Annotated in this window: 20 protein-coding genes; 12 read left to right on the plus strand and 8 right to left on the minus strand. The window is 70.1% G+C overall.

The features are described from left to right. Positions 1–15: 15 nt before the first annotated feature. The gene (locus tag OG395_RS06470) at positions 16–981 is read left to right on the plus strand and encodes a sugar-binding transcriptional regulator (protein ID WP_327242020.1); all 966 of its coding nucleotides are present in this window, start codon (positions 16–18) and stop codon (positions 979–981) included. 116 nt (positions 982–1,097) lie between these two features. On the opposite strand, the gene OG395_RS06475 is transcribed toward OG395_RS06470, so the two are convergent. Both OG395_RS06475 and OG395_RS06480 read right to left on the minus strand, forming a co-directional pair. Next, a complete protein-coding gene (locus OG395_RS06475) occupies positions 1,098–3,530 on the minus strand; it encodes a glycoside hydrolase family 95 protein (protein ID WP_327242021.1) in 2,433 nt (810 codons plus the stop codon). 173 nt (positions 3,531–3,703) lie between these two features. Beyond that, positions 3,704–5,584: a right-handed parallel beta-helix repeat-containing protein gene (locus OG395_RS06480; RefSeq protein ID WP_327242022.1), complete on the minus strand. Its 1,881-nt coding sequence runs from the start codon at positions 5,582–5,584 to the stop codon at positions 3,704–3,706. Between the two features lie 588 nt (positions 5,585–6,172). On the opposite strand from OG395_RS06480, the gene OG395_RS06485 reads away from it, so the two are divergent. From OG395_RS06485 to OG395_RS06530, 10 genes are all read left to right on the plus strand, one after another. After that, positions 6,173–7,330: a GntR family transcriptional regulator gene (locus tag OG395_RS06485; RefSeq protein ID WP_327242023.1), complete on the plus strand. Its 1,158-nt coding sequence runs from the start codon at positions 6,173–6,175 to the stop codon at positions 7,328–7,330. Positions 7,331–7,923: 593 nt separating this feature from the next. After that, the gene (locus OG395_RS06490) at positions 7,924–9,144 is read left to right on the plus strand and encodes a mandelate racemase/muconate lactonizing enzyme family protein (RefSeq protein WP_327242024.1); all 1,221 of its coding nucleotides are present in this window, start codon (positions 7,924–7,926) and stop codon (positions 9,142–9,144) included. Beyond that, on the plus strand, positions 9,141–10,163 hold the full coding sequence (locus tag OG395_RS06495) for a hydroxyacid dehydrogenase (protein ID WP_327242025.1): 1,023 nt from the start codon (positions 9,141–9,143) through the stop codon (positions 10,161–10,163). The genes OG395_RS06490 and OG395_RS06495 overlap by 4 nt, the downstream gene beginning before the upstream one ends. A 5-nt stretch (positions 10,164–10,168) precedes the next feature. After that, positions 10,169–11,170 (plus strand): aldo/keto reductase, encoded by a 1,002-nt coding sequence (locus tag OG395_RS06500; protein ID WP_327242026.1) that lies wholly within the window; start codon positions 10,169–10,171, stop codon positions 11,168–11,170. A gap of 62 nt (positions 11,171–11,232) precedes the next feature. Then, complete coding sequence (locus tag OG395_RS06505) at positions 11,233–12,678, plus strand: hypothetical protein (protein WP_327242027.1); 1,446 nt, start codon at positions 11,233–11,235, stop codon at positions 12,676–12,678. Positions 12,679–12,765: 87 nt separating this feature from the next. After that, positions 12,766–14,034, plus strand: coding sequence for an ABC transporter substrate-binding protein (locus OG395_RS06510; RefSeq protein ID WP_266991438.1), 1,269 nt, complete (start codon positions 12,766–12,768; stop codon positions 14,032–14,034). 2 nt (positions 14,035–14,036) lie between these two features. Further along, positions 14,037–14,948 carry a carbohydrate ABC transporter permease gene (locus OG395_RS06515; RefSeq protein ID WP_266991439.1) on the plus strand — a complete coding sequence of 304 codons (912 nt, stop codon included), beginning with the start codon at positions 14,037–14,039 and terminating at the stop codon, positions 14,946–14,948. Next, the gene (locus OG395_RS06520) at positions 14,945–15,787 is read left to right on the plus strand and encodes a carbohydrate ABC transporter permease (RefSeq protein ID WP_327242028.1); all 843 of its coding nucleotides are present in this window, start codon (positions 14,945–14,947) and stop codon (positions 15,785–15,787) included. The genes OG395_RS06515 and OG395_RS06520 overlap by 4 nt, the downstream gene beginning before the upstream one ends. Positions 15,788–15,931: 144 nt before the next feature. Continuing rightward, a complete protein-coding gene (locus OG395_RS06525) occupies positions 15,932–16,273 on the plus strand; it encodes an L-rhamnose mutarotase (RefSeq protein WP_327242029.1) in 342 nt (113 codons plus the stop codon). A 282-nt stretch (positions 16,274–16,555) separates the two neighbouring features. Continuing rightward, the gene (locus OG395_RS06530; RefSeq protein WP_327242030.1) at positions 16,556–19,255 is read left to right on the plus strand and encodes a right-handed parallel beta-helix repeat-containing protein; all 2,700 of its coding nucleotides are present in this window, start codon (positions 16,556–16,558) and stop codon (positions 19,253–19,255) included. Positions 19,256–19,318: 63 nt separating this feature from the next. On the opposite strand, the gene OG395_RS06535 is transcribed toward OG395_RS06530, so the two are convergent. Beyond that, positions 19,319–20,068 carry a FadR/GntR family transcriptional regulator gene (locus OG395_RS06535; protein ID WP_327242031.1) on the minus strand — a complete coding sequence of 250 codons (750 nt, stop codon included), beginning with the start codon at positions 20,066–20,068 and terminating at the stop codon, positions 19,319–19,321. A 510-nt stretch (positions 20,069–20,578) separates the two neighbouring features. On the opposite strand from OG395_RS06535, the gene OG395_RS06540 reads away from it, so the two are divergent. After that, positions 20,579–21,238, plus strand: coding sequence for a ThuA domain-containing protein (locus OG395_RS06540; protein ID WP_327242032.1), 660 nt, complete (start codon positions 20,579–20,581; stop codon positions 21,236–21,238). Between the two features lie 83 nt (positions 21,239–21,321). Here the strand turns inward: OG395_RS06540 and OG395_RS06545 are convergent, their stop codons facing one another. From OG395_RS06545 to OG395_RS06565, 5 genes are read right to left on the minus strand one after another with little or no spacing between them, the layout of a single operon-like run. Continuing rightward, positions 21,322–22,440, minus strand: coding sequence for a LacI family DNA-binding transcriptional regulator (locus OG395_RS06545; RefSeq protein WP_327242033.1), 1,119 nt, complete (start codon positions 22,438–22,440; stop codon positions 21,322–21,324). After that, a complete protein-coding gene (locus tag OG395_RS06550; protein ID WP_327242034.1) occupies positions 22,437–23,609 on the minus strand; it encodes a fumarylacetoacetate hydrolase family protein in 1,173 nt (390 codons plus the stop codon). The genes OG395_RS06545 and OG395_RS06550 overlap by 4 nt, the downstream gene beginning before the upstream one ends. A gap of 10 nt (positions 23,610–23,619) precedes the next feature. Then, complete coding sequence (locus OG395_RS06555; RefSeq protein WP_327242035.1) at positions 23,620–24,423, minus strand: enoyl-CoA hydratase/isomerase family protein; 804 nt, start codon at positions 24,421–24,423, stop codon at positions 23,620–23,622. Then, complete coding sequence (locus OG395_RS06560; RefSeq protein ID WP_266991456.1) at positions 24,420–25,517, minus strand: extracellular solute-binding protein; 1,098 nt, start codon at positions 25,515–25,517, stop codon at positions 24,420–24,422. The genes OG395_RS06555 and OG395_RS06560 overlap by 4 nt, the downstream gene beginning before the upstream one ends. After that, positions 25,514–26,722, minus strand: a complete 1,209-nt coding sequence (locus tag OG395_RS06565; protein WP_327242036.1) for a CaiB/BaiF CoA transferase family protein — start codon at positions 26,720–26,722, stop codon at positions 25,514–25,516. The genes OG395_RS06560 and OG395_RS06565 overlap by 4 nt, the downstream gene beginning before the upstream one ends. Positions 26,723–26,916: the final 194 nt, after the last annotated feature.

Raw genomic sequence — 26,916 nt, forward strand, 5'->3', positions numbered from 1 at the left:
GAGAAGAGAGGCACGATGGCGGCAGGATCGTCGGATCCCGGACCCGACCATGTGCGGCTGCTGGTCAAGGTGGCCCGTATGTACCACGAGCGTAGTATGCGGCAGCCCGAGATCGCGGCGCAGCTGAGCATGTCGCAGCCCCGTGTCTCCCGGCTCCTCAAGGAAGCGGTCGACCGCGGTGTGGTGCGCACGGTGGTCGTCTCCCCCGACGGCGTCCACGCCGAGCTCGAGGAGGCCCTGGTCGAGCGCTTCGCGCTCCGGGACGCCGTCGTGGTCGAGGTGGAGGGCCCGGGCACGGACGTGATCCCGGCCCTCGCCGCCGCGACCGCCACCTACCTCGACGCCACGCTCAAGGGGGGCGACACCATCGGGGTCTCCTCCTGGAGCGCGACGCTCCTGGAGTCCGTGAAGATCATGCGGGCCAAGACGTCGTCCGTCGCCCACGAGGTCGTCCAGCTCCTCGGCGGCTCCGGCAGCCCGGAAGTACAGTTGCACGCCACACGCCTGACGAGCCGCCTCGCCGAACTGACAGGCGCCCAGCCGGTGTTCGCTCCGTCCGCCGCGCTGGTCGGCAGCCCGCAGCTGCGTGACCTGCTCTCAAAGGAACCGGCGATGGCCGAGACCATGCAGGCGTGGTCCCGGCTCACGCTGGCCCTGCTCGGGGTCGGCAGCCTCGACCCGTCGCCTCTGCTGCGCCGCTCCGGCAACGCGATCACCCACGAGGACCAGCGGCACCTCAGAGAACTGGGGGCAGTCGGTGACGTGTGCGCCCGGTACTTCGACGCCGACGGGCATGCCGTCGACGCGCGCTTCAACGACCGCCTCATCGGCATCGAACCCGACCGGCTGCGGGCGGTGGAACGCCGGATCGCGGTTGCCGGAGGCATGGACAAGGCTGCCGCGATCCGCGGTGCGATGCTCGGCAAATGGGCCAACATCCTGATCACCGATGTCGAAGTGGCGAGGGAACTGCTGAAGTGACCCGCCAGATTACGGCACTTGGACGCACAAGCTGCTGCCGCGGCTCCGGACCACCGAGGATCGGGCCGCGGCGCAGCCCGTCGTCGCGCCGCTGACCGGTGGGCCGCTCCCCCGCGTCAGCGCCCCGTGGACCGGGCGGTCAGCAGGTACCGTCCGCCGCAGCGGGTATCGAAGGACACCACGCACTCCTCGGGCCGGTCGGCACCGGCACCCTCGACGTCCACCGGGTGCGGGGTCCGGACACGCACCGGGTTGCCGAGCAGCGAGCGCACCTCGGCGTGCGTGATCCCGTCCGCCGTCCATGCGAGGTCGACCTCGAATCCGCCCCTGGCCCGCAGCCCGCGGAAGGAGCCGGCGGGCCAGGACTCGGGAAGCGCCGGCAACAGGGCGATCTCGTCGGCGTGGCTCTGCAGCAGCATCTCCGTAATGCCGGAGATCCCGCCGAAATTGCCGTCGATCTGGAACGGCGGGTGCAGGTCGAAGAGATTGGGGGCGGTGCGCGCGGGGGTGAGCAGGTCCGCCAGGTGCTTGTAGGCCCGTGCCGGGTCCAGGAGCCTGGCCCACATGTTGATCTTCCAGGCGAGGGACCATCCCTGACCGGCCGTTCCGCGCAGTTCCAGGCTCTTCACCGCGGCAGCGGCGAGTTCGGGAGTCGTGCGCGGATTGATCTGCGCGCTCGGGAAGACGCCGTACAGGTGGGACACATGACGGCTGCGGACCAGCGCGGCCTCCTCCCAGTCCTCCAGCCACTCCTGGATCTGGCCGAGGTACCCGACCCGCGTGGGCGCGAGACGGTCGCGGATCTCACTGACCCGCTCGACGAGTCCGGCGTCCCGGCCCAGTTCCCGGGCGGCCTTCCGGTAGGCGTCGAACAGGTCCCGCAGGAGCTGCATGTCGATGGTGGGACCGGCACAGATACTGACGCTCTCGCCCTCGTCCTGGTGATGGGTGACCTCGGGGGACTGCGAGGGGTTGGTGACGAGCCAGCCGGTCTTCGCATCCACGACGAGCGTGTTGACGAAGAACTCGACCGCGCCCTTCATCACCGGGTAGTTGCGGCTCAGCTCGCCCCTGTCACCCGTGAAGCGGTAGTGGTCCCAGAGCATCAGGCAGAGCCATGCGCCACCGGTCGGCCACATGCCGTACTGTGCGGCGTCCACGGGCGCGGTCCCCCGCCAGCCGTCCGTGTTGTGGTGCAGCACCCAGCCGGGTGCGTCGTACATCGCCTTGGCGGTACGGGTTCCGGACTCGGCCAGTTCGTGGACCATCTGCACGGCCGGGTCCCAGCACTCCGCCAGGTTGGCGGGTCCGGCCGGCCAGTAGTTCATCTCGAAGTTGATGTTGACGGTGTACTTGGACTCCCAGGCCGGGTTGAGGCTGTCGTTCCACAGGCCTTGGAGGTTGGCGGGCTGGCCCGGTGTCCGGGAGCAGGAGGCCAGCAGGTAGCGCCCGTACTGAAAGTACAGGGCGGCAAACTGCGGGTCCTTGCCGTCCGAGAAGAGCGGGATGCGCTGATCGGTGGGCAGAGCGGTCCGCTCCGAGGGACCCAGGTCGATTGCGACCCGGGAGAACAGCTGCCGGTAGTCGGCCACGTGCCGGGTGCGCAGGTGCTGGTACGGCCGTCCGGCCGCCGGGGCGAGGTGTCGGCGGGCTCGGTCCTTGGGATCGGCTCCGGCATCCAGGTAATTGCGGTAACTGGTCGCCATGGAGATCAGCAGGGTCACGCTGTCGGCGTCCTCGACGGTCAGCGCGCCGTCAGCGGTGGACACGCGGCCGCCCTCGGTCCGCGCATGGGCGAGCGCGCGGAAGTGCACGGACCCGGGCAGGCCGTACCAGTCGCCGCTGACGCCGTCGAGCGCGACGGTGTGCGCGTCCACGGTGGAGCCGGTTGCCTGCTGGGGAGTGGTGAAGCGGGCGGTGAAACCGATGGCGCCCGGTGTGTCGGCGGTCATCCGTACGACAATGACCTGGTCGGGGCTGCTGGCGAAGACCTCCCGCACGTGGCGGACTCCGGCGCGCGTGTAGCCGGTGCGCACGACCGCGGTCTCCAGGTCCAGCTCGCGTTCGTAGTCGGTCACTTCGCCCGTGCCGTCGAAGACGAGTTCGAGGTCACCGAGCACCTGGTAGGCGACCTGCTCGGAGGGGCTGCCGATGAAGTCGGTGTCGATGAGCCGCTGCGCCTGGTTCCACTTCTCCTCCACCACCAGGCGGCGGATCTCGTCCAGGTGTGTTCCGGCACCGGGACGGACGTAGTCGTGCGGGCCCCCGGCCCACAGGCTGTCCTCGTTGAGCTGGAGCCGCTCGGTGTCGGCACCGCCGAAGACCATGGCGCCGATCCGCCCGTTGCCGACCGGCAGTGCCTCCAGCCATTCCGCCGCCGGGGACCGGTACCACAGGCGCATGGGGTTGGGACCGTGCGCAGAGCCGCCGGCCGCCGGTGCGGCGGCACCGGCCGCTCCGGCCGCCTGTGCGTTTCCGGCGCTCAGGGCCATCGACGCCGCGGATGCTCCGGCAACGGCCAGGACGTTCCGTCGGGACAACTCGGACATGGGGTGCCTCCAGATGTGTGGTGCGGTGCGGGCAGGTGACGTGCCGGTCGCGGGGCGGGGGGCGCGGCCGCGTCCCGCCCCCGGGGTGCGGAGGTACGGGCCCGTCCGGGTGGGGACCGTCGCCGGTCCCGCGGACGGGCCCGTACCTCTCGGGGTGTCCGGTCAGTGACCGGTCACTGGGTGTCGCCCTCGGGCAGCGGGTACGGGAAGTCGGCGGAGACACCGATCTTGTCGTACTCCATCTTCGAGGCGTCGTAGCCGTCTTCCCAGTTGGCGTTCTTCACGTCGTTGCACCGGTAGCTCTGGTAGCTCTGGTCGGTGGTCTTACCGACCTCGATGTTCTCGAAGCTGAACCCGCAGCCGCCGGCGTCCATGTGGACACCGCGGGTTCCGCTGTCCGGCATGGAACCGTCCGGAATCACATCGCCGATGACCATCTGGCGGACGTGGTTGTCGATCGTGTGCGGTTCGACGTTGCTGACTCCGTAGGTGTAGAAGGCGCCCATGTCACCGCTGTCCAGGCCGGCCTGGTCGATGCGCAGGTACTCGAAGGTGTTGTCGCGGGCGTAGTCGTCCGCGGGAGCGACCTCGGGCCGCACTTCGAGGCTCACGCCGTAGCGCGCACTGTGCTTGATGTGGCTGTGGCTGATGGTGTTGTGACCGGTGTTCTGGAGCTCGATGCCGGAGGCGTCGCCGGGCACCAGTTCGCCGTAGTGGGTGATGTAGTTGTTGGTCAGCAGGTGTCCGTTGGAGGTGTTGCCCTCGCCCGGGTACGGGCCCTCCACCTTGATGCCGTCGCCGCCGATGTTCTCCAGCAGGCTGTCCCTGACCGTCAGTCCGTCGTTGGCGAAGAGCGCGTACACCGCGTGGTAACCGGTGTCGGATATGTGCAGCCGGGACAGGGTGATGTCCTTGCTGTTGGTCACGGTGACGGCGCCGAAGCGGTTGCGGGGAAGCTCGATCTGCCGGTCGTACTCCGGGTACTTGTGCGGTTCGCCGGAGTCGCCGTCGCTGATCCAGCCGTAGCGGTACCAGTCGACGAAGTCGGTGTACTGGAGCGAGAGCCCGTCGAGGGAGAGGTTCTGCACGCGCCGGTCCGGGCTGGGTCCGGCCAGGTTGAACAGGGTCTTCACGGTGGGCCGCAGAACGGTGACGTCGTTGATGTCACCACGCGGCTTGTAGTACACCTGGCCCTTCTTGAAGTCCATGTAGTACTCGCCCGCCTGGTCCAGGAAGTCCAGCGAGTTCTGCAGGAAGTACCGGGAGCCCCCGCGGGAGTTCATCAGGGCGTAGCGGGTCCAGTACTTCAGGGTCATCTGGTTCTTCGCCGCGTTCCAGTCCCGGATCGGGACGGTGTCGGTGAACCAGCTCCAGCTGCCGCCCGACCAGACGACGGCCGAGGCCTGGTCGAGATTCCAGCTCGCGTCCCAGTCGCCGGGGCTGGAGTACAGCCACTGGCGGACGGCCTCCTTCTCCGGCTCGGCGAGCACGGAGGTCATGTAGGGGGCCCACTCGTCGTCGGACTTGCGGTTGGGGTAGCGGGCCGTGGTGGCGCGCTTGCCATCCTCGAAGAGGGTGTAGAAGGGCTTGTCCGTGCCGACGTCCGCACGGTAGATGCCGTCCTTGTACTCCTCCCAGCCGGTGACCGGGGCCGCGCCCATCACACGGGCCTTGCCCGCGCCGTCGTAGGAGCGGTAGACGACCCGGTGCCCGTCGGCACCCGAGTCCCGGTCGTCGAAGTCGATCGTGGTGGAGACCGGGTAGTCGCCCGCGCGCAGATTGACGTTGATGTCGCAACGCATGCGCCCGGGGCGGTTGAGGCCCTTGTCACGGATGTGGTCGCGGGCGCCTTCGATGGTCTTGAAGGGGCTGGCCTCGGTGCCCTTGGCCCGGTCGCTCCCGTCGGGCGCGACGAAGAGATCGGTGGCCTTGCAGCCGGTCGCCTGCGCCTGCGCGTCGGGGACGTTCAGTGTCGCTCCGCTGACCAGCAGGGCGCCGGCCGCCAGCAGCAGGGGAAGTCTTGACCTGTTTCGTACGAGGGTGGTGAGGGGCATGAGGTCTCCTTGCCACGTGCGTTGTGTGGCTTTGTCGTTCGGCCGTGGACGTGCGGCCGCCGGGCGGGGCACGGGTCGTGCCGCACCGGGCCGTGCTCCTGCACGCAATGACGACGTCCGAGCACGTCATCGCGGCTTCACGTTCGGTCTGTCATCGCCCGCCGGTCACCGGGGAGCAGGAACGCTCCGCCCGGGCCGTACGTGCGCGGAAGGGCGCAGGAAGGATTCGGCCCGGGTAAGCGCGGGCACGGGGGTGCCGTCGCGCGGGCCGTCATGATCGGGGGCGGTTGTCCCCGGGGGGTTCCTGGTGTCCCGGGCCGGGCCGGGGACGGTGTTCAGGTGCGGACGGGAGACACGGCGCCGGTTCTTCCGGACCCCGTCCCTCCGGTCCTTCGTTCACGCAGCGTTTCCTCCTCGGGGGGCTTCGCGGAGCACGATCTGGTGGGTCACTGGCTGAGCACGATAAGTAAGATGTTCGCGCCCGGTCGCCGTCAATACGCCGGAGCGAACAATAAGTTGATGTGTGCGGGACGTCATTCCCGTGGCCCTCCGAGTCATAAATTCACCCAACCGTGGAGTGGCAAAGCCATGACATTTTCCGATCCGCAGGCGTTTCCCCAGCTCAGCGAGGAGGACCGGGCGGCTCTGTCCGACTACTCGCGTCAACTGCCCGGGGCCGTGCGTCTGCGCAGCAGCATCGTCCTGGCCCTGGCCGAAGGGCTGACCAACGCCGAGGTGGCTCAGCGGTTCCAGGTCAGTCCCGCCACGGTGGCCAAGTGGCGGGACCGCTACGTGCGCCGGGGCGTGGCCGGACTGAGGGACGCTCCCCGCTCGGGCCGACCGCGCAGCGTCACCAGACGGGAGGCGGAGGCGCGTATCGCGGAGGTGCTCGCGCAGGCTGGCGACGGCACTCCGGTGCCGTCCACCCGCACCCTGTCGGACGCCCTGGGCCTGTCGCAGTCCACCGTGGCGCGCATCCGGCGCGAGCAGGCCGCCGAGCTGCCCGAGGGGGTGCAACCGCCGAAGGGCGGGCGCCGGCGAGGGGGCGGCCGAAGCGCGGCGGGAACGGCCCCGTCCCCGGCACGCCTCCCGCACCGGCCGCCCTCGGACCACGTGTACGCGCTGCTGCGTGACTGGATCGTCAGCGGTGAACTCGCGCCAGGCCAGCGCCTCGTGGAGGCGGATATCGCCCGCCGGGTGGGCACGGGTCAGGCACCGCCGCGCGAGGCGATCAAGCGTCTGGCGCACGAGGGCCTGGTGACCTCCCAGCCGCACCGCGGCACGCGCGTGGCCCGGATCCCCGAGCAACAGGCCCAGGACGTGAGGGACATTCGGGTCATGTTCGAGGAGTACGTGGCCCGTCGCACGGCCGGCCGCCTGGACGCCGAGCACACACGGCTACTGACGGACGATGTGGCACGGCTGCGCCTCGCCGTGGACAAGGGCGACATCGCGGCCTTCCGCGGCGCCGACATGTCGTTTCACCGGCATGTGTGCGCGGCCGCCGGCAACGACGCGCTGATCCGGCTGTGGCGCGTGATCGAGTCCAGCCTCTGGGATCTCCACGTACTGGGCGACCCCCGCTACGACGGTGGCTGGGGCGCGCTGGCCGAGCACCACGCGGAGCTCCTGGAGGTCCTGCGCTCCGGGGATCCCGAGATCGCCGGGCCGATGTTCGCCGCCCACGCCGCGGGCGAGGTGGACGGCTACCTCGCCGGTCCGACAGGCCCGGGCACCTCGGGCTGACAGCCGGGCGGCCTCGGGAATGCTCCGGCTCGACGGTCCGCACGGCGCGGGGCAGAACGCGGAACCGGGCCCCCGGTCGATGGGCGTGGGCGGGGCATCACCGGACACAGCCGCACGGGCGGACGGGAGGCGGGCCGGCCGGGATGGACCATGCACGACCGGCCCGCGCGTTCAGGGTCGCCCCCTGGTGCGGGCGACGGACCTGCCGGGGTCGGATCCGGGCTCATCGGGCACAGCATGTGCTCCGACATGGCGTTTTGCCGTCCACGAACCGTGCAGCACAGGCGAGTTCGGCGTTACCGCAGAGCTTCCAGGTCGTCACTTGTATGATACGTTACGACTGTTGAAGGGGTGGCACGGGGCCTCCCCCTCGACGGCGCGACGCCATGGCCCGCGCCAAGAGAAAACGCCCCCGAACCATCAGCAAACGGCGCGGTCGTCGAGCGCGAGCCGCGTGCCCCGGCACCATCCCCCGCGGCCCGCGCCCGGCCTTCCCGGACCACAGGTCACCGGTCCAGGGACGCACCAGCCACCCCGGAGGCCTCCCGCGCCTCCATCCAGGGGCTGCTAACGAGCACTCAGAGGGGGAGCAGATGAAGATCACCGGATACCGGTCCCTGCGGACCGTGCACAACTGGGGCCGCCCCGTCGGGGACGCGAACGGCTTCGTCGCAAGCGGGGTCACCGAAGTCCCGGTCGTCCTGGTCGAAACCGACGACGGTCTCACCGGCGTGGGCCTGGGGGCCCACACCGAGGCCCATCGGATCTTCCCCGCCATCGAGGGTCAGGACCCCCGGGCCGTCACCGCCCTCTACGACCGGATGCTGGCCCACACGTTCAAGACCGGCCACGGTGGCACCGTGTTCGGCACCATTGGCGCCTTCGACATGGCGCTGTGGGACCTCAAGGCGAAAATGGCCGGCGAACCACTGTGGCGCACACTCGGCGCCGCCGACCGCTTGGTTCCCGGTTACGCCTCCGGCCTGGACATCGCCCTGGACGACGAGCAACTCGTCGCGCTGTACACCGGCTGGGCCGAACGCGGCTTCACCGGAGCCAAGATCAAGGGCGGACTCGACACCGACCGCGACATCACACGGCTCAACGCGGTGGCGGACGTGCTACGAGCCACCACCCGCTCCCCCGCCCTGATGCTCGACGTCAACGAGACCTGGGGCAGACACCAGGCGGTGCGGCTGCTGGCCCGCATCGAGAGGCACGTCGATCTCACCTGGATCGAGGAACCGGTCCGCCGGTGGGACGTGGCAGGCAACCGGGCCGTGGGGCGAGCCGCACGCACTGCCGTCGCCACCGGCGAGAACCTGACCGGACTGGAGCAGTTCCGGCCCCTCCTGGCCGGGGACGCCGTGCAGGTGGTTCAGACCGGCAGCGTCTGGGGCATCACCCACTTCCTCCGGGTCGCCACCCTCGCCCACGGCCAGGACCTGCCCGTCAGCCCGGTCGGATACGAGACCAACCCCCTCGCCCACGCCGCCGCCGCGACCCCCAACCACCTGGTCACCGAAGTGCAGGACACCTCGGCCCCGGTGGGACTCACCGTGGACCAGGAGATCGCCGACGGCGGCATCGTCCTCGGTGACTCCGTGGGGCTCGGCATCACCGTCGACGAGGCGGCGATCGCGCGTCTTGAGGAGACGGCCGGCTGGGCCCAGCCGGCCGGACCCCACGTCCGGCCGCCCGATGCCGGCCTGCGCCTCGTGGCCGAGTCCGGACACGACGGCCAGCCCACCGACAGCGCCGCCGCCGGGCACCCTCGTGCCGTCGGGCGCGCCCGGAAGGGGATCGCCCCGTGACACGACCACGTGCCGTCCTCGCGATGAACCCGCCGGGTCTGCCCGGCTCCCTCTTCGACGAGAACGCGTTCGCCCGCCTTCGCCGGGCCGCCGACATCGACACCGGCCTCGTTCTCACCGAGCTGGAATCCGCCCGCTCACGGGAGGCCCTGGCCGGGGCGGACATCCTCGTCGCGGGCTGGAACGCACCCGTCGTCCGCGCCGCCCACCTCCCGTACGTCTCCCGGCTGCGGGCCGTGGTCTACGCGGGCGGTGTCGCCGCGACCTGCCTGGAGGACCCCGAGTCCTTCGCCGCCCGCGGGGTGGTCGCCGCCAACGCCCGGGCCGCCAACTCCGTCCCGGTGGCCGAGTACACGCTCGCCATGATCCTTCTGGCCGGCAAGCGGGCGCTGCCCGCCGCGCGGGCGTACCGGCGGTCCAGGAGCGTTCCGGACCATCCGGCCACGCACTCCGTACCCGGCAACTACCGGCAGACCGTGGGCATCGTCGGCGCCTCTACCGTGGGCCGCGCGGTCCTCGCCCTGCTCCGCTCCTTCGATGTCGACGTGCTCCTGTACGACCCCACCCTCACCGCGGAGGAGGCCATCGGCCTCGGTGCACGGCCGGTGCCGCTCGACGAACTCATGAGAAGCAGTCACGTGGTGTCCCTGCACCAGCCGCTGACACCGCGAACGCGGGGGCAGATCGACGCGGGCCTGCTCGCCCTCATGCGCGACGGGGCAACGCTCGTGAACACCGCCCGTGGAGCCGTCGTCGACCAGGACGCCCTGACCGCGGAGCTCCGCAGCGGCCGGATCGACGCCGTGCTCGACGTCACCGACCCGGAACCGCTCCCCGCGGACAGCGGCCTGTGGTCGCTGGACAACGTCGTGCTCACCCCGCACCTGGCCGGCTCCATGGGCGGTGAGCTGCACCGCATCGGAGACGCCGTCGTCGACGAGGTGGAGCGGTTCGCGTCGGGCCGTCCGTTCGCCCACCCGGAGGACCTCGCGGCCTCCGCGCGCGCCAGGGTCCGGTGAGGCGCATGCGTACCCGAACCGCCGCCCGCACCCCGGCTCTGACAGAACTCGGCTTCGGCGCGGCCCAGTTGGGCAACCTCGGACGGGTCACGAGCGACGAGGACGCCTCGGGCGCTGTCGACGCGGCCTGGCGGAGCGGCGTCCGCTACTTCGACACGGCCCCGCACTACGGGCTCGGGCTGTCCGAACGCCGCCTCGGCGCGGCCCTCTCGCGGCGTCCCCGGTCCCAGTACACCGTCTCCACCAAAGTGGGCCGGCTGCTGGTGCCGAGTCCGGAGACGGCGCACCTCGGGGACGACGGCGGATTCGTGGTGCCCGCGGCGTCCCGCCGCAGCTGGGACTTCAGCCGGGACGGGATCCTGCGGTCCCTGGAGGGCAGTCTGGAACGTCTCGGCCTGGACCACGTCGACATCGTCTTTCTCCACGACCCCGACGACCACTGGCAGGAGGCGTCCACGACGGGCGTCGACACCCTCGTCGAACTGCGCGACCAGGGGGTGGTGAAGGCGGTGGGCGCCGGAATGAACCGGACCGGGATGCTCACCGAGTTCGTCCGCCGCTGCGACGTGGACATCGTCATGGTGGCCGGCCGCCACACCCTGCTCGACCACTCCGCCGCGGACGAGCTGCTCCCGCTCGCCCTGGAGAGGGGCGTGGGCGTCGTCGCCGCCGCGGTGTACAACTCCGGGCTGCTCGCGGCCCCCCGCCCACCGATGCACGCCACCTACGACTACCGGCCGGCCTCCCGTGAACTGCTCGGCCGGGCCGCCGCGATCGCCGATGTCTGCGAGCGGCACGGCAGCAGCCTCCCGGAGGCCGCCATCGCCCACCCCCTGCGGCACCCGGCGGTCACCTCGGTGGTCCTCGGCGCACGGAACGCCCACCAGTCCCGTACCAACGCCGACCGGCTGGCGGCCTTTGTCCCCGACGCGCTCTGGGACGAACTGACCGCGCTGTCCCTGCTTCCCGCGAGCCGGGCGACGCGGCCCGCGGGGGGACGGACATGAACGTCACCGACTCCGCGCGGCCGGACGCCGCACGGCCGTGTAACCACTACGGAAGGAACGCCATGGAACACCGCACAACCGAGCCGGACACGGCCGCACTCGCCGGCTGGCTGCACAGCTGGATCACGGAGGAGGGCGCGGTCAACGGCTTCCACAACCACAGCGTGTGGGGCACGAACCCCTTCACCTTCCTCGACTTCACCAGCGGGCACACCACGTTCGCCGGCCCGGCCGTCGGGGCCCTGGCACAGGCCCTGGCCGAACAGCCCGACGAGCGGGGCGTCGAGCTGCTGCGGCGGCTGGTGCGCTACCAGGCCACGGAGTTCCAGGACGACGGCCAGTACCGGCACATCGGCTTCCAGGTCGGTGAGTCGGCGACCACCGGTCTCATCCACAACGCCGTCGGCAGCCTCGGTGTGCTGCTCGCGCTGAAGCACGCACGTCATCTGCTGCCCGACGACGAGGTGGACGCCGCGCTCGCGGCCGTACGCCGCAATCTCGACGCGTGCGAGATGTACGGGGGCGGCCGGGCCGGTGAGGACGGTACCTGCAACCAGGAGTACGCCCGGGTGTGGGTCAAGCAGCTCTACACGGAGCTGGCCGACGACAAGACCTACGCGGAGCAGATACCCGAGGACCTCGCCACCCTGGTCCGCCTGTTCCACCACCGCGGCGTACCCGACGCGGACAGCTCCGGCACGTTCCGCACCGTGCGGGACCGTACCGAGGGCGGCATCCTGGAACCGGCCGAGTACTACGGCCTCATGATCGTCCCCCTGGTGCTCGGCTACCGCGCCCAGGGCGATCCGGAACTGCTGGCCGAGGCGAGGCGGCTGTGCCGGCACGTGGCCCGCTCGGCGTGGACCGACGAAACCGGCGCCGTCCGCTACCACCGCTACTGGTACGTCCAGGGCGACCGCGCCCTGAAGACGGACACGCCCATGCTGATCGCGGGCATGGGCCTGACGCTCTACGGCATCCACGAGGTGCTGGCCGAGGGTCCCGACGCCGAGCTGGAAGCGTTCACCGAGGCGTGCCTGGCCACCTATGCGGGCTACCAGACGCCCGGTGGCTACTTCGCCTCCGCCAGCGGCTGGCACAACGAGGCCGACATCGCACCCAGCACCGCCTGGCACGCCCACGACCTGATGTTCCTGATGGCGCGGCTGGGACCGGGCGACGGCTTCTGGGACAAGGTGCTTGCCCCCAGGGACCGGCAGTCGGTACTGATCAGCGACCGCGCCTTCTGGGCCGAGTCCGGCGTCCACTGGTGCGTGCGCTCACCGCTGACCGCGGGGGACCTGCACATCTACGGCCGCAAGGACAAGGACACCTTCACCCGGGAGTTCTTCGCCTGGACCGACCGCGAGCCGCTGCCCGAGGACCTGCGGTATCCGGACGCGCTCGAGTTCTTCGTCGCCAACGACGGCATCTACCGCGTCGACGGCGACGAGGCACCCACCGACATCACGGCCGTCGGCCCCCTGCCCTACCGGGGGCGGCTGTGACACCGGAGCACGACCCGCATCCGCACGCCCCGCAGTCCAGCGAACGTTGATCACCAGCTTTCCCTACCGAGGAAAAGAGAGTCGACAATGATGTCTGCCAACCGAGGGAGCAAGGCGCGCGGAGCCGCCCTTGCCGCCGTGGTTCCGCTGCTGCTCCTCGCGGCCTGCTCGTCGGGCTCCGGTACGTCCGGCGGCAAGGACGGCGAGATCCGGATGATGGTCAACCTGACCGACAACCTCGACCGGGCCTACTGGGAGAAGCTGGTCAAGCCGTTCGAGGACAAGACCGGTCTGAAGGTGAAGATCGAGGGCCCGACCGGCAAGTCCGTCGCCGAGTCCTTCCCCCAGCAACTGGCCGCGGGGACCGCCCCCGATGTCATCCAGTCCATCTTCCCGGACGACGACACGGCTCCGGAGCTGGTCGACCTCAGCGGTGAGGCCTGGGCCAAGGGGACCCCGATGTTCGACGCGTACGCCATCGGCGACACGCACTTCGCCGTCGGCGTCGGCACCCAGACCCAGTCGCTCGTCTACTACAACAAGACCGCGTTCAAGAAGGCCGGCATCACCGCGACTCCGACCACCTGGAAGGAGATGACCGCCGATCTGGGCAAGCTCAAGAAGGCCGGCTACACGCCGATGCAGACCGCAGGCGACTACCAGACCGGCCTCCAGCTCCAGCAGATCTACCACCCGACGCTCAACGAGCTCCACCCGAAGTGGCAGAGCGCCGTCACGGACCAGAAGCTCACCGTGGGCGATGCCTACAAGCCCGCCTTCCAGATGTACGCGGACTGGATCGACGCCGGATACATAGCCAAGAGCGACGCCGGACTCAACCCCTCGCAGGCGGACGGCAACTTCATCGCCGGCAAGGCCGGTCTCTACACCAACGGCAGCTGGTTCGCCGCCACGCTGGCCAAGGCCGGGAAACTGCCCTTCGAGGTGGGCGTGTTCTCCCCGCCGGCCGCCGACGGCAAGAGCTATCCCGGTCCGCAGGGCGCCACCATGGCCAACCCGTACATGGTGCACAAGGGCGCGTCGGACGAGGCCGGCGCGAAGCAGCTGGTGGAGTTCCTCGTGACCGACCCGGCGGCCGTCAAGGCGCAGCTCGGCTCCGACGGGGTGTTCCGCCAGGAGTCCGACGTCAAGCAGACCGGTACCGACGCCCTGATCCAGGGCATTCTCGACAATGCTCCCGCGCTCGTCGCCGTGGGCGAGGGCCAGGGCAACGTCCGGCTGCCGGTGACGGGCTTCAACCCCAAGTTCACCGAGGTCGCTCAGAGCCTCTACACGGGGGCGAGCCCGGCCGACGCCGCCAAGGCCATCGACCAGTGGACCGACGAGAACCGCTGACCATGGCACGCACACTCCCCTCGAAGCAGCGGCGATGGCGCAACGCGGGCGTCAGTATCAGCATGGTCGTCCCCGCGGTGCTGATCTACGCCGCACTCCTGGTCGTACCGGTGATCTACGCGTTCTACTACAGCTTCACCGAGTACAACGGATTCCCCACCCGCGTCCCCGAGTTCATCGGGCTGGACAACTACCGCACCATCTTCGGTTCCGACGACATGACGGGCACCATGGTGATCACCGCCGTGGTGGCCGTGGTGGGCGCGGTCGCCGTCAACGTCGCGGCGCTCGGCCTCGCGCTGCTGCTGAAGCGCACCAACCGGTTCAACACCTTCGGCCGGGTGGTCATGTTCTACCCGCATGTCCTGAGCGCGCTGGTCGTCGGCTTCCTGTGGCAGGCGATCCTCGGGCCCCAGGGTGTGGTCAACACCATGCTGGAGAAGGTCGGAACCGACAGCCTGCCCTTCCTCAGCGACCCCGACTGGGCCCTGTGGTCAATGATCCTCGTCATCGTCTGGTCCCTGTTCGGCGTGCAGTTGATCCTGTATCTGGCGGGGCTCCAGGCCGTGCCGGAGGATCTGCTGGAGGCGGCGAAGCTCGACGGAGCCGGCCGGTGGCAGACCTTCCGTGCCGTCACCTGGCCATCGCTGGCTTCCACGGTGACGGTCGCCGTCATCACCTCGGGCATCTCGCTGCTGAAGACGTACGACGTCGTCGTGTCGCTGACCGGGGGCGGTCCCGCGGGATCGACCAAGACCCTCGCCTACTCGATCCTCGCGGTCTCGTTCCCCCAGCGGAACATCGGCCTGGCATCGGCCCAGGCCGTGCTGCTGATCCTCGCGGCCGCGGTCCTGTCCCTCACGGTCCTCTTCCTGCGCAGGCGCGCCGAGAACGACGCGGAGTCCATCGGATGAAGAAGACACTCACCTCGGCCGCCGCCCTGCGCGTCGCGTTCGTCACCCTGGCGTCCCTCGGCATGCTCGTGCCGATGTACCTCCTGGTGGTCAACGCCTTCAAGAGTCAGCGGGAGATCCTCAGCAACCCGTTCACCCTGGACCTCGGCACCGCGACGTTCCAGCACCTCGCGGACGCGTGGAACAACCCCGACTTCAGCATTCTCAAGGGCTACGGCACCACGCTCGCGCTGGTGCTCTGCGTGAACGCGCTGGCCATGGTGGTGTGCGCGCCCGCGGCCTACGTACTGGCCCGCACACCGAAGCTAATCTCCCGGCTGCTGCTGTTCTTCTTCATCGCGGGGATGTTCATCCCGACCCAGGTGATCCTGGTGCCGGTCATCTTCGTGCTCCGCGCCGTGGGACTGATGGGCACGATGCCCGGCCTCATCCTCTTCATGACAGCCACCACCATCCCGTTCACGCTGTTCGTCTTCTTCGGCTACATCCGCGTGCTGCCCCGGTCGCTGGACGAGGCCGCGGCCATCGACGGGGCCGGCAAGTACTACACGCTGTGGCGGATCATCGTGCCGCTGATGCGGCCGATCATCGCCACCGTGTTCATCCTGAACTCCCTGAGCGTGTGGAACGACTTCGCCAGTCCGCAGATGATCCTCGGCCCCGGCAGTGACGTCTACACCGTCACCACCGGTGTGTACGCCGCCGTCGGCCAGTACTCGACGGACTACACCAAGGTGTTCCCGACCCTGCTGCTCGCCGTGATCCCCATTCTGGTGATCTTCGTCGTGATGCAACGTCACGTCATGAGCGGCCTCGCGGCAGGAGGCGTGAAGGGCTGATCCCCGATGGCGGGGCCGGCCGGACATCTCCCGGCGGGCCCGCCCGTCCCTCTCCTCCCCCAGACCCGACCGGCCCGGCCCTTCCGCCCGGCCGGCAAAGGCCGTTGGCGGGCCGACCGGCCCGCGTCATGAAGGAGCCCCGCCATGCCCGCCCCCCGTACCCCGCGCCGTGTCGCGTCCGTGATCCGTCTGCGTCCGGAACAGGAAGAGATGTACCGGGAGTTGCACCGGTCGGTCCCGCAGCCGGTCCTGGACACCCTGTCCCGCGCCCACATCACCTCGTACTCCATCTTCCTGCGCGACCACACACTGTTCGCCTACTACGAGTACACCGGCGACGACTACGACGCCGACATGGCCGCCGTCGCCGCCGACCCGGAGACCCAGCGGTGGTGGACCCTCACCGATCCCTGCCAGCAGCCTCTCGGCTCGGCGGAGCCCGGGGAGCGCTGGGTGGACGCGGAGGAGGTCTTCCATCTGGACTGACCCGCCGTCCGCCGACTCCGCCCGGCCCGGCCACCTCCCACCGCCGCGTTCCCTCGCGCCCGCTCTCCGGCGCCCGGTTCTGTCGTGACGCTTGTGCGGGGTCAACGGGAGTCATAGTCTGCACATGTCATACATGTTCTGTTTGCCTGCGGCGCTGACCCAGGCGGCACAGGGGCTGTCGGACGCCCCCTCCGGCGTCCGCTCACGGACGCCGGGACGCCTCGAAGCGGACCGGATGTCGCGGCCGGGACGGAATCACGGAATCCAACGAAAGGCTCCTCCATGTCGAGAACCGGGAGACGACCGGCGCGGACCCTACTGGCCTCCGTCGCCCTGGCGCTGGTGACGAGCGCCGGCGTGCCGGCGGCCGGCACCGCGTCGGCCACGCCGTCCGGCCAGGCGGCCTCCTCCGGGGCCCTCACGGTATACGTGTCGGCCTCGGACGGCGACGACGGAAACAGCGGGGGCCGCGATGCCCCTCTGCGGACGATCACGGCGGCGCGGGACGCACTGGCCGGCCGCACCTCCCCCGGGGCGCGGGGCACGGTGTACATCCGGGGCGGGACGTACGTCCTCGACGACACCATCCGGCTCAGCGGCAAGGAGAACTCATGGGTGACGTACGCCGCGTACCGCGATGAGACGGTCACGCTGACCGGGTCGCACGAACTTCCGGCGGACGGGTGGCAGAGGCTCACCGACCTCTCGGACGACACGCTCGCCGAGCCCCGGTACTCCTCCAACACCCGCCTGAACACACCGGAACTGCGTGACGGTGTGTGGGTGTTCGACCTCGGCGCGCACGGGATCGACCCAGGCACGCTCTACAAGAACGGCTTCAACTGGGTCCAGCAGCCGTTCGCTCCGGAACTCGTCGTCGACGGCGGCACCCAGACCCTGGCCGAGTACCCGGACGGCAACTCGTGCACCACCACGGAGACCGCCTGCCACCTGTGGGGGACGGGAGCCAAGTGGAAGGCCGACGGCCCCCGGGACCTGATGAATGTGGATCTGGACGCCCGCTTCGGGCCGGAGAGCGCCTGGAACAGCTCCGGCACGACGCCCCGCGCCCAGTTCGAGGACAAGAAGCAGCTCCTCCCCGACACCGGGCAGCGGGACACCTGGAGCCCGGAGGAGATGCGGCGCATGACCCCGTCCGTCTTCGCGGTCGGCGGCCGCGCCGCCAGTGGCGACCGCTACCGGAACTGGGCACCCGAGGCGGTGCCCGCGGTGGATGATCCGGGCACCCGCGGATTCGGCGAGTACTCCGACGTACCGGTCCAGCTGGATCCGCGCTGGATCGAGGACATCGACAACACCAAGTCCGAGACAGAGGGCTGGCTCTCGGGCTACCTCGGCAACAACTACGCCAACGACATGTTGCGCATCCTGTCGTGGAGCGGCGACAAGCTGTACACGAAGTACCCCTCCATGTACATCCCGCAGGACTCCTGGACCAAGGTCAAGGTGCTCAACGTCCTGTCGGAGATGGACACGGCCGGCGAGTACTACATCGACCGCTACCACGACAACGACGTCCTCTACTACCGGCCCCAGAACGGCACGATCGAGGGGAGGACCACCACGCTGCAGACGTTCGACAAGAACTTCATGCTGCTCGACGGCACCCGGGGCGTGACGGTCCGGGGCCTGGCCATGACCGGGTCGCTGATCAGCGGCGTGCAGTTGCTGGACGCCGTCGGGACCCTCATCGACGGGGTCGACATCTCCAATGTGAGCATGGACGCGATCCGGATCGGGCGTACGACGGACACGATCACCAGCATGCCGGACTACGAGACCGTGCAGGGCGGGCACGACAACGTCGTGCAGAACTCCTACCTCCACGGTCTCGGCGGCGGAGGCGTACTGCTCGGCGGCGGGGACCGCGCCACGCTCGAACGCGGAAACAACGTCGCCCGCCACAACGAGATCACACGTTTCTCCAAACTCGCCACGTACACCCCGGCCGGCTACATGTACGGCGTGGGGAACACGTTCGAGTACAACTACGTCCACGACGCGCCGCACATGGCCGTGCAGATCATGGGCAACGACATGCGCGTCAACCACAACCACTTCTACGACGTGGTGAAGAACGCGGGCGACATGGGGGTCGTCTACGCCGGGCGGGACTTCACCTACCTCGGCAACGAGATCGCCTACAACCACTTCGAGAAGATCGGGGGTTCCAACGACGCCCTGTACATGGACGACGGCGCGACCGGAGTCCGCTTCCACCACAATGTCGTGAGCGACGCGAAGTCCGGCGTCAACTTCAACTCCGGCCACAGCAACACCGCGAACGACAACGTGTTCATCGGGGTGGACCACGTGGGCCACGGCGGCATCTACCACAAGAACGGCGAGACGCGCCTTCCGCCGGCCAACAGCTGGGTGCTGGAGAGCCGTTACAACACGTTCCTCGACGTCCGCGAGGGCGAGAAGTACAGCGCGACCCCCCGGACCGTCGCCGCCTGGCACGCGCACTACACGAACGGGAAGCAGAAGTACTCCGACGGAAAGCCGATCACGTATCCGGAGATCACCGACTGGTACGTGCCACGCGTGACCGCGACGGGCGAGGAGTGCACGGCCGCCGTCTACACCACGTCCGGGACCAACGGCTGCAGCCGCGCGTCGGTGTGGGAGGATCCCGACTCGGTCTGGGTGCCGTCGCGGGTCGAGATCGACCACGCGGTGATCGTCGGCTGCTGCGGCTTCATCGAGACGAAGGCCGACTTCGCCGAGCCGGCATCACAGTACAGCCTGTCGCGGTGGAGCAACCGGGTCAACACCAACCCCGTCCTGGCCGCCTCGGTGGCGGAGACCGGCCTCGACCTCGGCACGCTCAGGTTCTCGGCCTCCGGCTCGGTGGCGCGGTCGTACGGGGCCGCGTGGGTCCGGGAGTGGAACCGCAGCGTCACGACGCAAGGCATCGGCCGCCCGGCGAACCGCGACACGGACGCCGTCCACCGGTAGCCGCCGGGTGACACCGTCTCCTCGCGCCGGGGCATCCACCGCACACGGATGCCCCGGCGTACGTCACGCGCCGGACGTGTCGAGTGGTCGCCGGCGCTCCCAGGAGGACGTGATGTGGTCCCGCATCGCCTCGGCCGCCTCGTCGGCGTCCTGGGCGACCAGGGCGGCCGCGATCCGTGCGTGCGCCTCGTGCGTCAGCTCGATGTGCTCACGCGTGGGATCGCCGCTGTACTGGGGGTAGCGCACGGCCTTGCCCTGGATGCTCGACACGATGGCCCGCCCGAACGCGTCCCGCGACGCACGGTGGATGATCTCGTGGAACTCGATGTCGGCGCGGGAGTAGGCCTCCGGGTCGCCTCGCAGAGCCGCGAGTTCGTCGAGCTTGGCCGAGAGCGCCGCCGCCTGCGTGTCGTCCATGAGACGGGCGGCGCGGGCGGACATGGCGCACTCAAGGGTCGTCCGGATCTCGATCAGGTTGTCGAGGAAGACCAGCCGGTCCTTCCGCTGGAAGAGCGCGTCGAGGATCAGGGGGTCGAGCAGACTCCACTGCTCCTGATCGAGCACGACCGTCCCCCATCCCTGGCGCGTCGCGACGAGGCCCTTCTCGGAGAGGGCCATGGTCGCCTCGCGGATGACGGTGCGGCTCACCTCGTACTGTTCACACAGGACGCCCGCCGAGGGAAGTGCCGTTCCGGGCGGGTACTCGCCGAGCACGATGGCCGTCGCCAGGCTCTGCACGACGGCGGCGGCGAGGGGAGGCCGACGCCGTTGACGGGGGGACACGGCAACGGCGTCCGCGGATGGGTTACTCATCTGGTCAGCGACTCCCAATGTGTGCAGGTGTGCCCGGTCCCCACTGTCCGAGGGCTCAAGGCTAGCGGAACATGCTAAGGTCATCACTCGTATCATAAGTGATGACCAAGGTTTCCGGTCACGCCACCGCCCCGGAGGCGAGAGCACGCCCGGGGCCGGACCGGCCGCCCGCGAAAGGCACTTCGGGCATGCCCGGTCAGGGCTCCGGGGGCAGGATTCGCCCGTCACCACCGTGCGACACGCTTCAACCGAAGGCGGGGTGCGACGCATGTCACTGGGTTCCGGTCCACGGCCACGACGGGAACAGCGGGCCAAGGAGCGAACGAAGCCTGACCACCGGAAGGCTCGGAGCGCTTCGCGCCAGGTTACTCCCCGGTCCTTAATTCGCACTCAGGGACGGGGAGTTGAGGGAGCCGGCAGCAATCGACCGGGCGCGGTTCCGCCCGGCAGCGGCCGAGCGGAACCACCACAGCCGCAGGGACAACCGACACCGTACGGAGGCAATCCGAAGTGAGTCAGCGCAACGCCCTGGTGGTACGCGGCGGCTGGGAGGGGCACGACCCGGTCGGATGCACCCGGATGTTCATTCCCCGGCTCGAACGCGCGGGGTTCGATGTATCCGTCGCCGAGGACCTCTCGGTGTACGAGGATGCGGACCTGCTCGCCGCCACCGACCTCGTCGTCCACTCATGGTCCGGGGGCGAACTGACGCCCCTTCAGGAAAACACGCTCGTCTCGGCCGTGGAGGCGGGAACGGGTTTCGCCGGCTGGCACGGCGGCGTCATCGGAACGAATGTCGCCGCCGCTCGCTATCTGCGCATGGTGGGGGGACGGTTCCTGTGGCACCCGGACGGGTTCCAGGACTTCACCGTCCGCATCACGGCCCTGCCGGAGCGGGACGGCGAGATCACCCAGGGCATCGAGGACTTCGACGTCGTCACCGAGCACTACTGGGTGCTGACGGACACTCTGAACACGGTGCTGGCCACCTCGGTGCTCTCCCCCGACGGCGGCCAGTGGGACGAGCCGGTCGAGTTCCCCGTCGTGTGGACGCGCCGCTGGGGAGCCGGCCGGGTCTTCGTCTGCACCCTCGGCCACCGCGTCGCGGACCTGGAGGTGCCGCAGACCGCGAAGATGGTCGAACGGGGCCTGGTCTGGGCAGCACGCTGAGGCCCAAGGGCGGCCGCTCGCCGGTGCGCCGGCCGCCCCCGGGCCTCAGCGGGATCCGCCCCGGCCCGGGCGGCGCCCCTGCGTCAGGAGCTTGCGCGGGCGACGACCCGGTAGCCCACGTCGCGGTGCGGAACGCCGACCGGGGTGCCGCGCATCCTCTCCAGCAGCAACTCGGCCCCCAGCTCGCCGATGAGGGTGCCGGGCACCGCCACCGTGGTGAGCGAGGGGACGAGGTGCCGGGCCAGCTCGAAGTCGCCGAACCCGGCCAGGGCCAGCGTGCCGGGGACGTCGATCCCCCGGCGCACGCACGCCTGCAGGGCGCCGGCGGCGAAGACGTCGCTGGAGAACATCACGGCGTCGGAGTCCGGATGCCGTTCCAGCACAAGGTCCAGGAGCGTGACGCCGGTGTCCATGGTGACCGGCTCCGGTCCCGCGTCCACCGTGCGGGGAGCAGTCCCCAGCAGCTCACGGACAGCGGTCGCGTAGCCGTCGAGCCGCTCGGCGGCCCGGGGGTCGCCGGAGGTGTGCCGCCCGGCGAACGTGATCCTGCGCCGGCCCCGCTCGACGAGGTGCCCGACCATCGCGGCGGCCGCCGCCGCGTTGGAGAAGCCGACCAGCAGGTCCACCGGATCGTCCGACCAGCCCCAGGTCTCCACGACGGGCACTCCCGCAGCGGCCAGCAGGGCACGGGTTCCGGGGGTGTGGTCGGTTCCCACCATGAGCAGTCCGTCCGGCCGCCGGCCGAGGAAACTCCGCAGCACGTCCTCCTCGTGCTCCGGCCGGTAGTCGGTCGTGCCGACGAAGATCTGGTAGCCGTGGGCCGCCAGGGCGGTCGAGAAGGCGTGAACGGTGTCCGCGAAGACCGACGCGTTGATCTGCGGGACCAGGACACCGACCGTGCGGCTGCGGTTCGACGCCAGGTTGCTGGCGGCGAGGTTGGGCACGTAGCCGGTCGCCGCGATGGCCGCTTCGACGTTGGCCCGGGTCTCGTCCGGCACCGACCGCGGGTCGCGCACGACCCGGGAGACCGTCTGGGCGGACACCCCGGCCGCCGCCGCCACGTCCGACAGGGTCACCGAACGGGTGGCGGAACGCTTGCGTGGGCGGCGGGGTGGCTGGGTCACATCCGAGACGATATCCATTGCGCCCGCCGCCGCGCCGTCCGCCCGGCCGGTCCGGGCGGACGGCGCGCCCTGCGTCACAGCGCTCCTCGTGCGGCCAGGGAGCGCATCAGATCGGAGATTCCGAAGTTCCACGGCTCGCAGGCATCGCTCGGCCTGATCCGGCTGACGAGTGAACCGAGCCGGGGCGTGGCGATGGTGACCAGGTCTCCGTCGTGATGGGTGAAGCCCTGGCCCGGAGTGTCACGGTCCTCGACGGGGGCGAACATCGTGCCCAGGTAGAGCACCGCACCGTCGGGGTACTGGTGGTGCGGACCGATCAGCTGACCGACGAGATCCAGTGGATCGCGGCTGATGGCGGACATGGAGGACACCGCGTCGAGTCGGTAGCCTTCCTCGCCCTCGACGGTCAGGGTCACCGCCGCCTCCCGCACGTCGTCCATCCCGAAGGTCGCGTCGAAGAGCCGCACGAACGGCCCCAGGGCGGCAGAGGCGTTGTTGTCCTTCGCCTTCGACAACAAGAGTGCCGAACGGCCCTCCACATCACGGAGGTTGACGTCGTTCCCGAGAGTCGCGCCCACGACCTTCCCTGCGGAGGAGACGACCATCACCATCTCCGGTTCGGGGTTGTTCCACCGCGAGGTGGAAAGGACCCCGGCATCGGTCGCGGTGCCGACGGCGGCCAGCACGGGGGCCTTGGTGAAGATCTCGGCGTCGGGCCCGATGCCCACCTCCAGGTACTGACTCCACATCCCCCGGGCGACCAGGAGTTCCTTCAGCGCGGCGGCCTCCGCGGAGCCGGGCCGCAGGGATGCCAGATCGTCCCCGACGAGTCCGCGTATCCGCTCGCGCACCTCGGCGGCGCCGGAGGCCTCGCCCCGCACACGTTCCTCGATCACCCGCTCCAGCATGGACACCACGAAGGTCACGCCGGCGGCCTTGACCGCCTGAAGGTCCACGGGGGCGAGCAGCCAGGGACGTGCGGGATCACGTGTCTCGGGCGGTGTGTTGGCCAGCAGTTCGTCGAGTCCGGCGAGGCACTCGCCGTCGGCCGTGCGCAACTGCGCCGCCGGGTCGGGTGTTTCGCAGAGGTCGCGGACGGTCGGGAAGGTCCCCGTCACGTCGTGCACACCGCTCTCGCGGACGGCGACGACGCAGGGACCGATGCCGGGCTGCCAGACCCGGCCGACGAGGGCCCCTTCCGTGCCGTCGTCGGGCAGGGTGGTAGCGGCGTCGGGCCACTGGGTCATGTCGTTCCTCTCAGGCTTTGCGGAAAACGGGCGGGCGCTTGTCGGCGAACGCGCGGCGGCCTTCGGCGGCGTCCTCGGTGGCGAAGCAGATGGTCTGCAGGTCCCGTTCGTAGGCGAGAGCCTGGTCCTCGGGCAGATTCCCGGCCGCCCGCAGGTTGATCTTGGCGGTCTCCGCCGCCACGGGGGCCCGGGAGGCGATGACCGCGGCAAGGGCCTGGGCCCGGTCGAGCAGTTCGCCGGGGGCGACCACCTCGCTGACCAGGTGCCACTCCAGCGCCCGTGCGGCGTCGATGCGGTCGCCGGTGAGCAGCATGAGTGCCGCGTTGCTCGGGCCGGCCGCGCGGCTGAGGAAGGCCGCCATGCCGCCGCCCCCGATCCAGCCGAGTGTGATCTCCGGTGCTCCGAAGGACGCCGTCCGTGAGGCGATCCGGATGTCGCAGGACAGGGCGGTCTCCAGCCCGCCGCCGAGGGCGTAGCCGCCGACGGCCGCGATCGTGGGCGTCCGGGCCTCGCGGATGGCGTCGCAGTAGTCGACGCGGTTGCGGAACTCCCACGGCGTGCGGTATCCGTCGAGTTCGCGGATGTCCGATCCGGCGCTGAAGGCGCGCCCGCCCGCACCGGTCAGGATCACCGCGCGGACGTCGTCCGTGGTGTCGCACCATTGCACGGCCCGGACCAGGGCGCGGGACATCTCGGGGGTCACGGCGTTCAGTTTCTCGGGCCGGTTCAGCGTGAGGGTGGCCACACTGTCGGCGACGTCGAGCAGGACGTGTCCGGTGCCGAGGTCGGGCGGGGTGCTGGTGGTATCGGTCATGCTCGTCCTACTTCCTTCGTGGTCCGGCTCGCGCGGTAGAGAGCTCGCAGCCGGCCGACTGCCGCCCGGTGGCCGGTCTCGCCGGCCAGGGCGTCCCGGACAACGGCGGAGGCGGCGCTCTGGAAGCCGATGTAGCCGGCATGGCGGGGGCGGACCCACGCCTGTTCACAGGTGGCGGTGGTCCGGCGATAGAAGTCCGCTGCGACGATCGCCGGGTCGGTCCAGGCGGCGCGTGCGCTCGGCTGCCCGCTGTGCCGGGGCAGGAATCCGCACTGGGCGGAGGGCGACATCAGCCAGCGGATGTGGTCCAGGAGTTCCGAGGTGGGGGTGCAGCGGGAACTGACGGCGAGTCCGGTGCCGCCTAGGGTGGAGCCCGGCCGTCCCCCCGGTCGGGCGGCCGGGGCGTCGGTGAACGTCAGCCGGTCCGCGTAGGTGACGTAGCCGTACACCAGCGGGCAGTGCGCCAGGCGGTCGGTGCCCGCCATCAGCTCCAGCAGCCCGATCGGGTTGAGAGTGCGCGTACGGGCGGGTGCGCGGGCGTCGATCCCGGCCATGAGGTCCAGGACGGCGCGTCCCGTCGTGTCGCTGATCAGTTCACCGGGGTCGGCGGCCGGTTCCTCGCCGAGGGCGACCGCGACGGAGGCGAAGGTGAGGAAGGCGTGCGGTCCGGCGAGCGACAGGGCCACCGGCGCGCGGCTCGCGAGGCCGAGCACCTCCTCCCAGGTGGTGGGCGGCTCCCCGGCAAGATCGGTGCGGGTCGCGGAGACCTGGGTGGCCGCGTCCAGGGGCAGGGCCCACTGACTGCCGTCCATCGCGTACGAGCGCATGGTGGGTCCGATCGAGCCGGCGCGCCAGCCGTCCAGTTCCTCCCTGCCGAAGAGATCGTCCAGCGGGCGAAGGCAGCCCGAGGCGAGTGCCTCGCCGAGGTGCGGATGGTCCAGCACGACGAGGTCGTAGCGGGCACAGAGCTCGTCGACGGGATGGGACTCGAAACCCTCCAGCGGCTGGACGGACCAGTGCACGAGGTCGCCGGCCGCCGCGGCGAGGGCGTCGTGGCCGCGCGGGTGGTCCCAGGTCAGTCCGGCGTAGGTCACTGGGTCTCCGTCACGGTGCCGGAGGCGAACAGCGCCTCGATCTCCTCCTGGCCGAGGCCCGCTTCGGCCAGGATCTCGCGCGAGTGCTGGCCGGTGAGCGGGGCGCCGCGGTCGATATGGGGCGGCGTGGCGGAGAACTTGTAAGGGAACCCGGGCACCTTCACACGGCCCTCGGTGGGGTGGTCGTAGGTGATGAAGGTGCCGTTGTGGCGGATCTGCGGGTCGTCGACCAGGTCCGCGTAGCCGTAGACCGGTCCGGCCCATACGCCCGCGGTCTCGAAGACGTCGAGCCAGTGGCGCGATGTACGGGTACGGAGCCGGGACGCGGTGCGCGAGAAGAGCTCGTCGCGGTGGGTCCAGCCGTGCTCCTCGTCCTCCATGGACAGGAAGCTGTCCTCGCCGAGGAGTTCGCCGAGTGTCTTCAGCGGCGGGAAGGCGAGGACGATGTAGCCGTCGGCGGTCTCGAACGCACCGTAGGGTGCGCGGATGTAGACATGTGCGTGCGGTTCGCCGGAGCGGTTCTGCGCCAGGCCGCCCACGGTGTGCACCGACAGTTCCTGCATCTGGAGTGTGGTGACGGCGTCCAGCATGTTCACCGTCACGAGCTGTCCCTCACCGGTGCGTTCGCGGTGCAGCAGCGCGGCGAGCACCCCCTCGAAGGCGGTGGACGCGGTGACGGCGTCCACGAGGTACTGGCCCGCGGCCTGCGGTGCCTCGCCGGCGCGGCCCGCGGAGAGCATGGCACCGGACATCGCCTGGAGCAGCAGGTCCTGCCCGGGGCGCTGGGCGTAGGGACCGTCCTCGCCGTAGCCGGAGATGGAGACGTACACGAGCGACGGGTTGATCTCCGCCAGCGAGGAGTAGTCGACGCCGAGGCGGTCGGCGACGCCGGGGCGGTAGTTCTGCAGGAAGACGTCGGCGTCGGCCACGAGCCGGCGGAGCACCTCTTTGCCGTCCGGGTCCTTGAGGTCGACGGCGAGGGAGCGCTTGTTGCGGTTCAGCGAGAGGAAGGAGACGTTGATCCGGTTCCCGCCCGCGCCTCCCGCGGCTGCATGACGCTGCCACTCCCCGGTGACCGGCTCGACCTTGACCACGTCGGCCCCGAGGTCGCCGAGCCGCTGGGCCGCGAACGGGCCGGCCATGGCGATGGAGCAGTCGAGAACCCGGTACCCGGTGAGTATCCCGGGCTTGTCAGGCGTCGTCATGGGACTCCTTGAAAGGGGAGGGAGGCGAAGAGGAGGGAGGGAAGGGAACTCGCCGCGCCGTCGCCGCATTTGTTGTTCCAAGCTCTGTTGTTAGCGCTACCGGCAGCGCTAACATTCACGCTATGCGGGCACCGCTCGCAGTGTCAACGCCTCGATCCGCCCCGCGGCGCCCGGCCGGCACCGGGAAGATGGGA

This window comes from Streptomyces sp. NBC_01320, assembly GCF_035974375.1.
Classification (GTDB): Bacteria; Actinomycetota; Actinomycetes; order Streptomycetales; family Streptomycetaceae; genus Streptomyces; species Streptomyces yanii.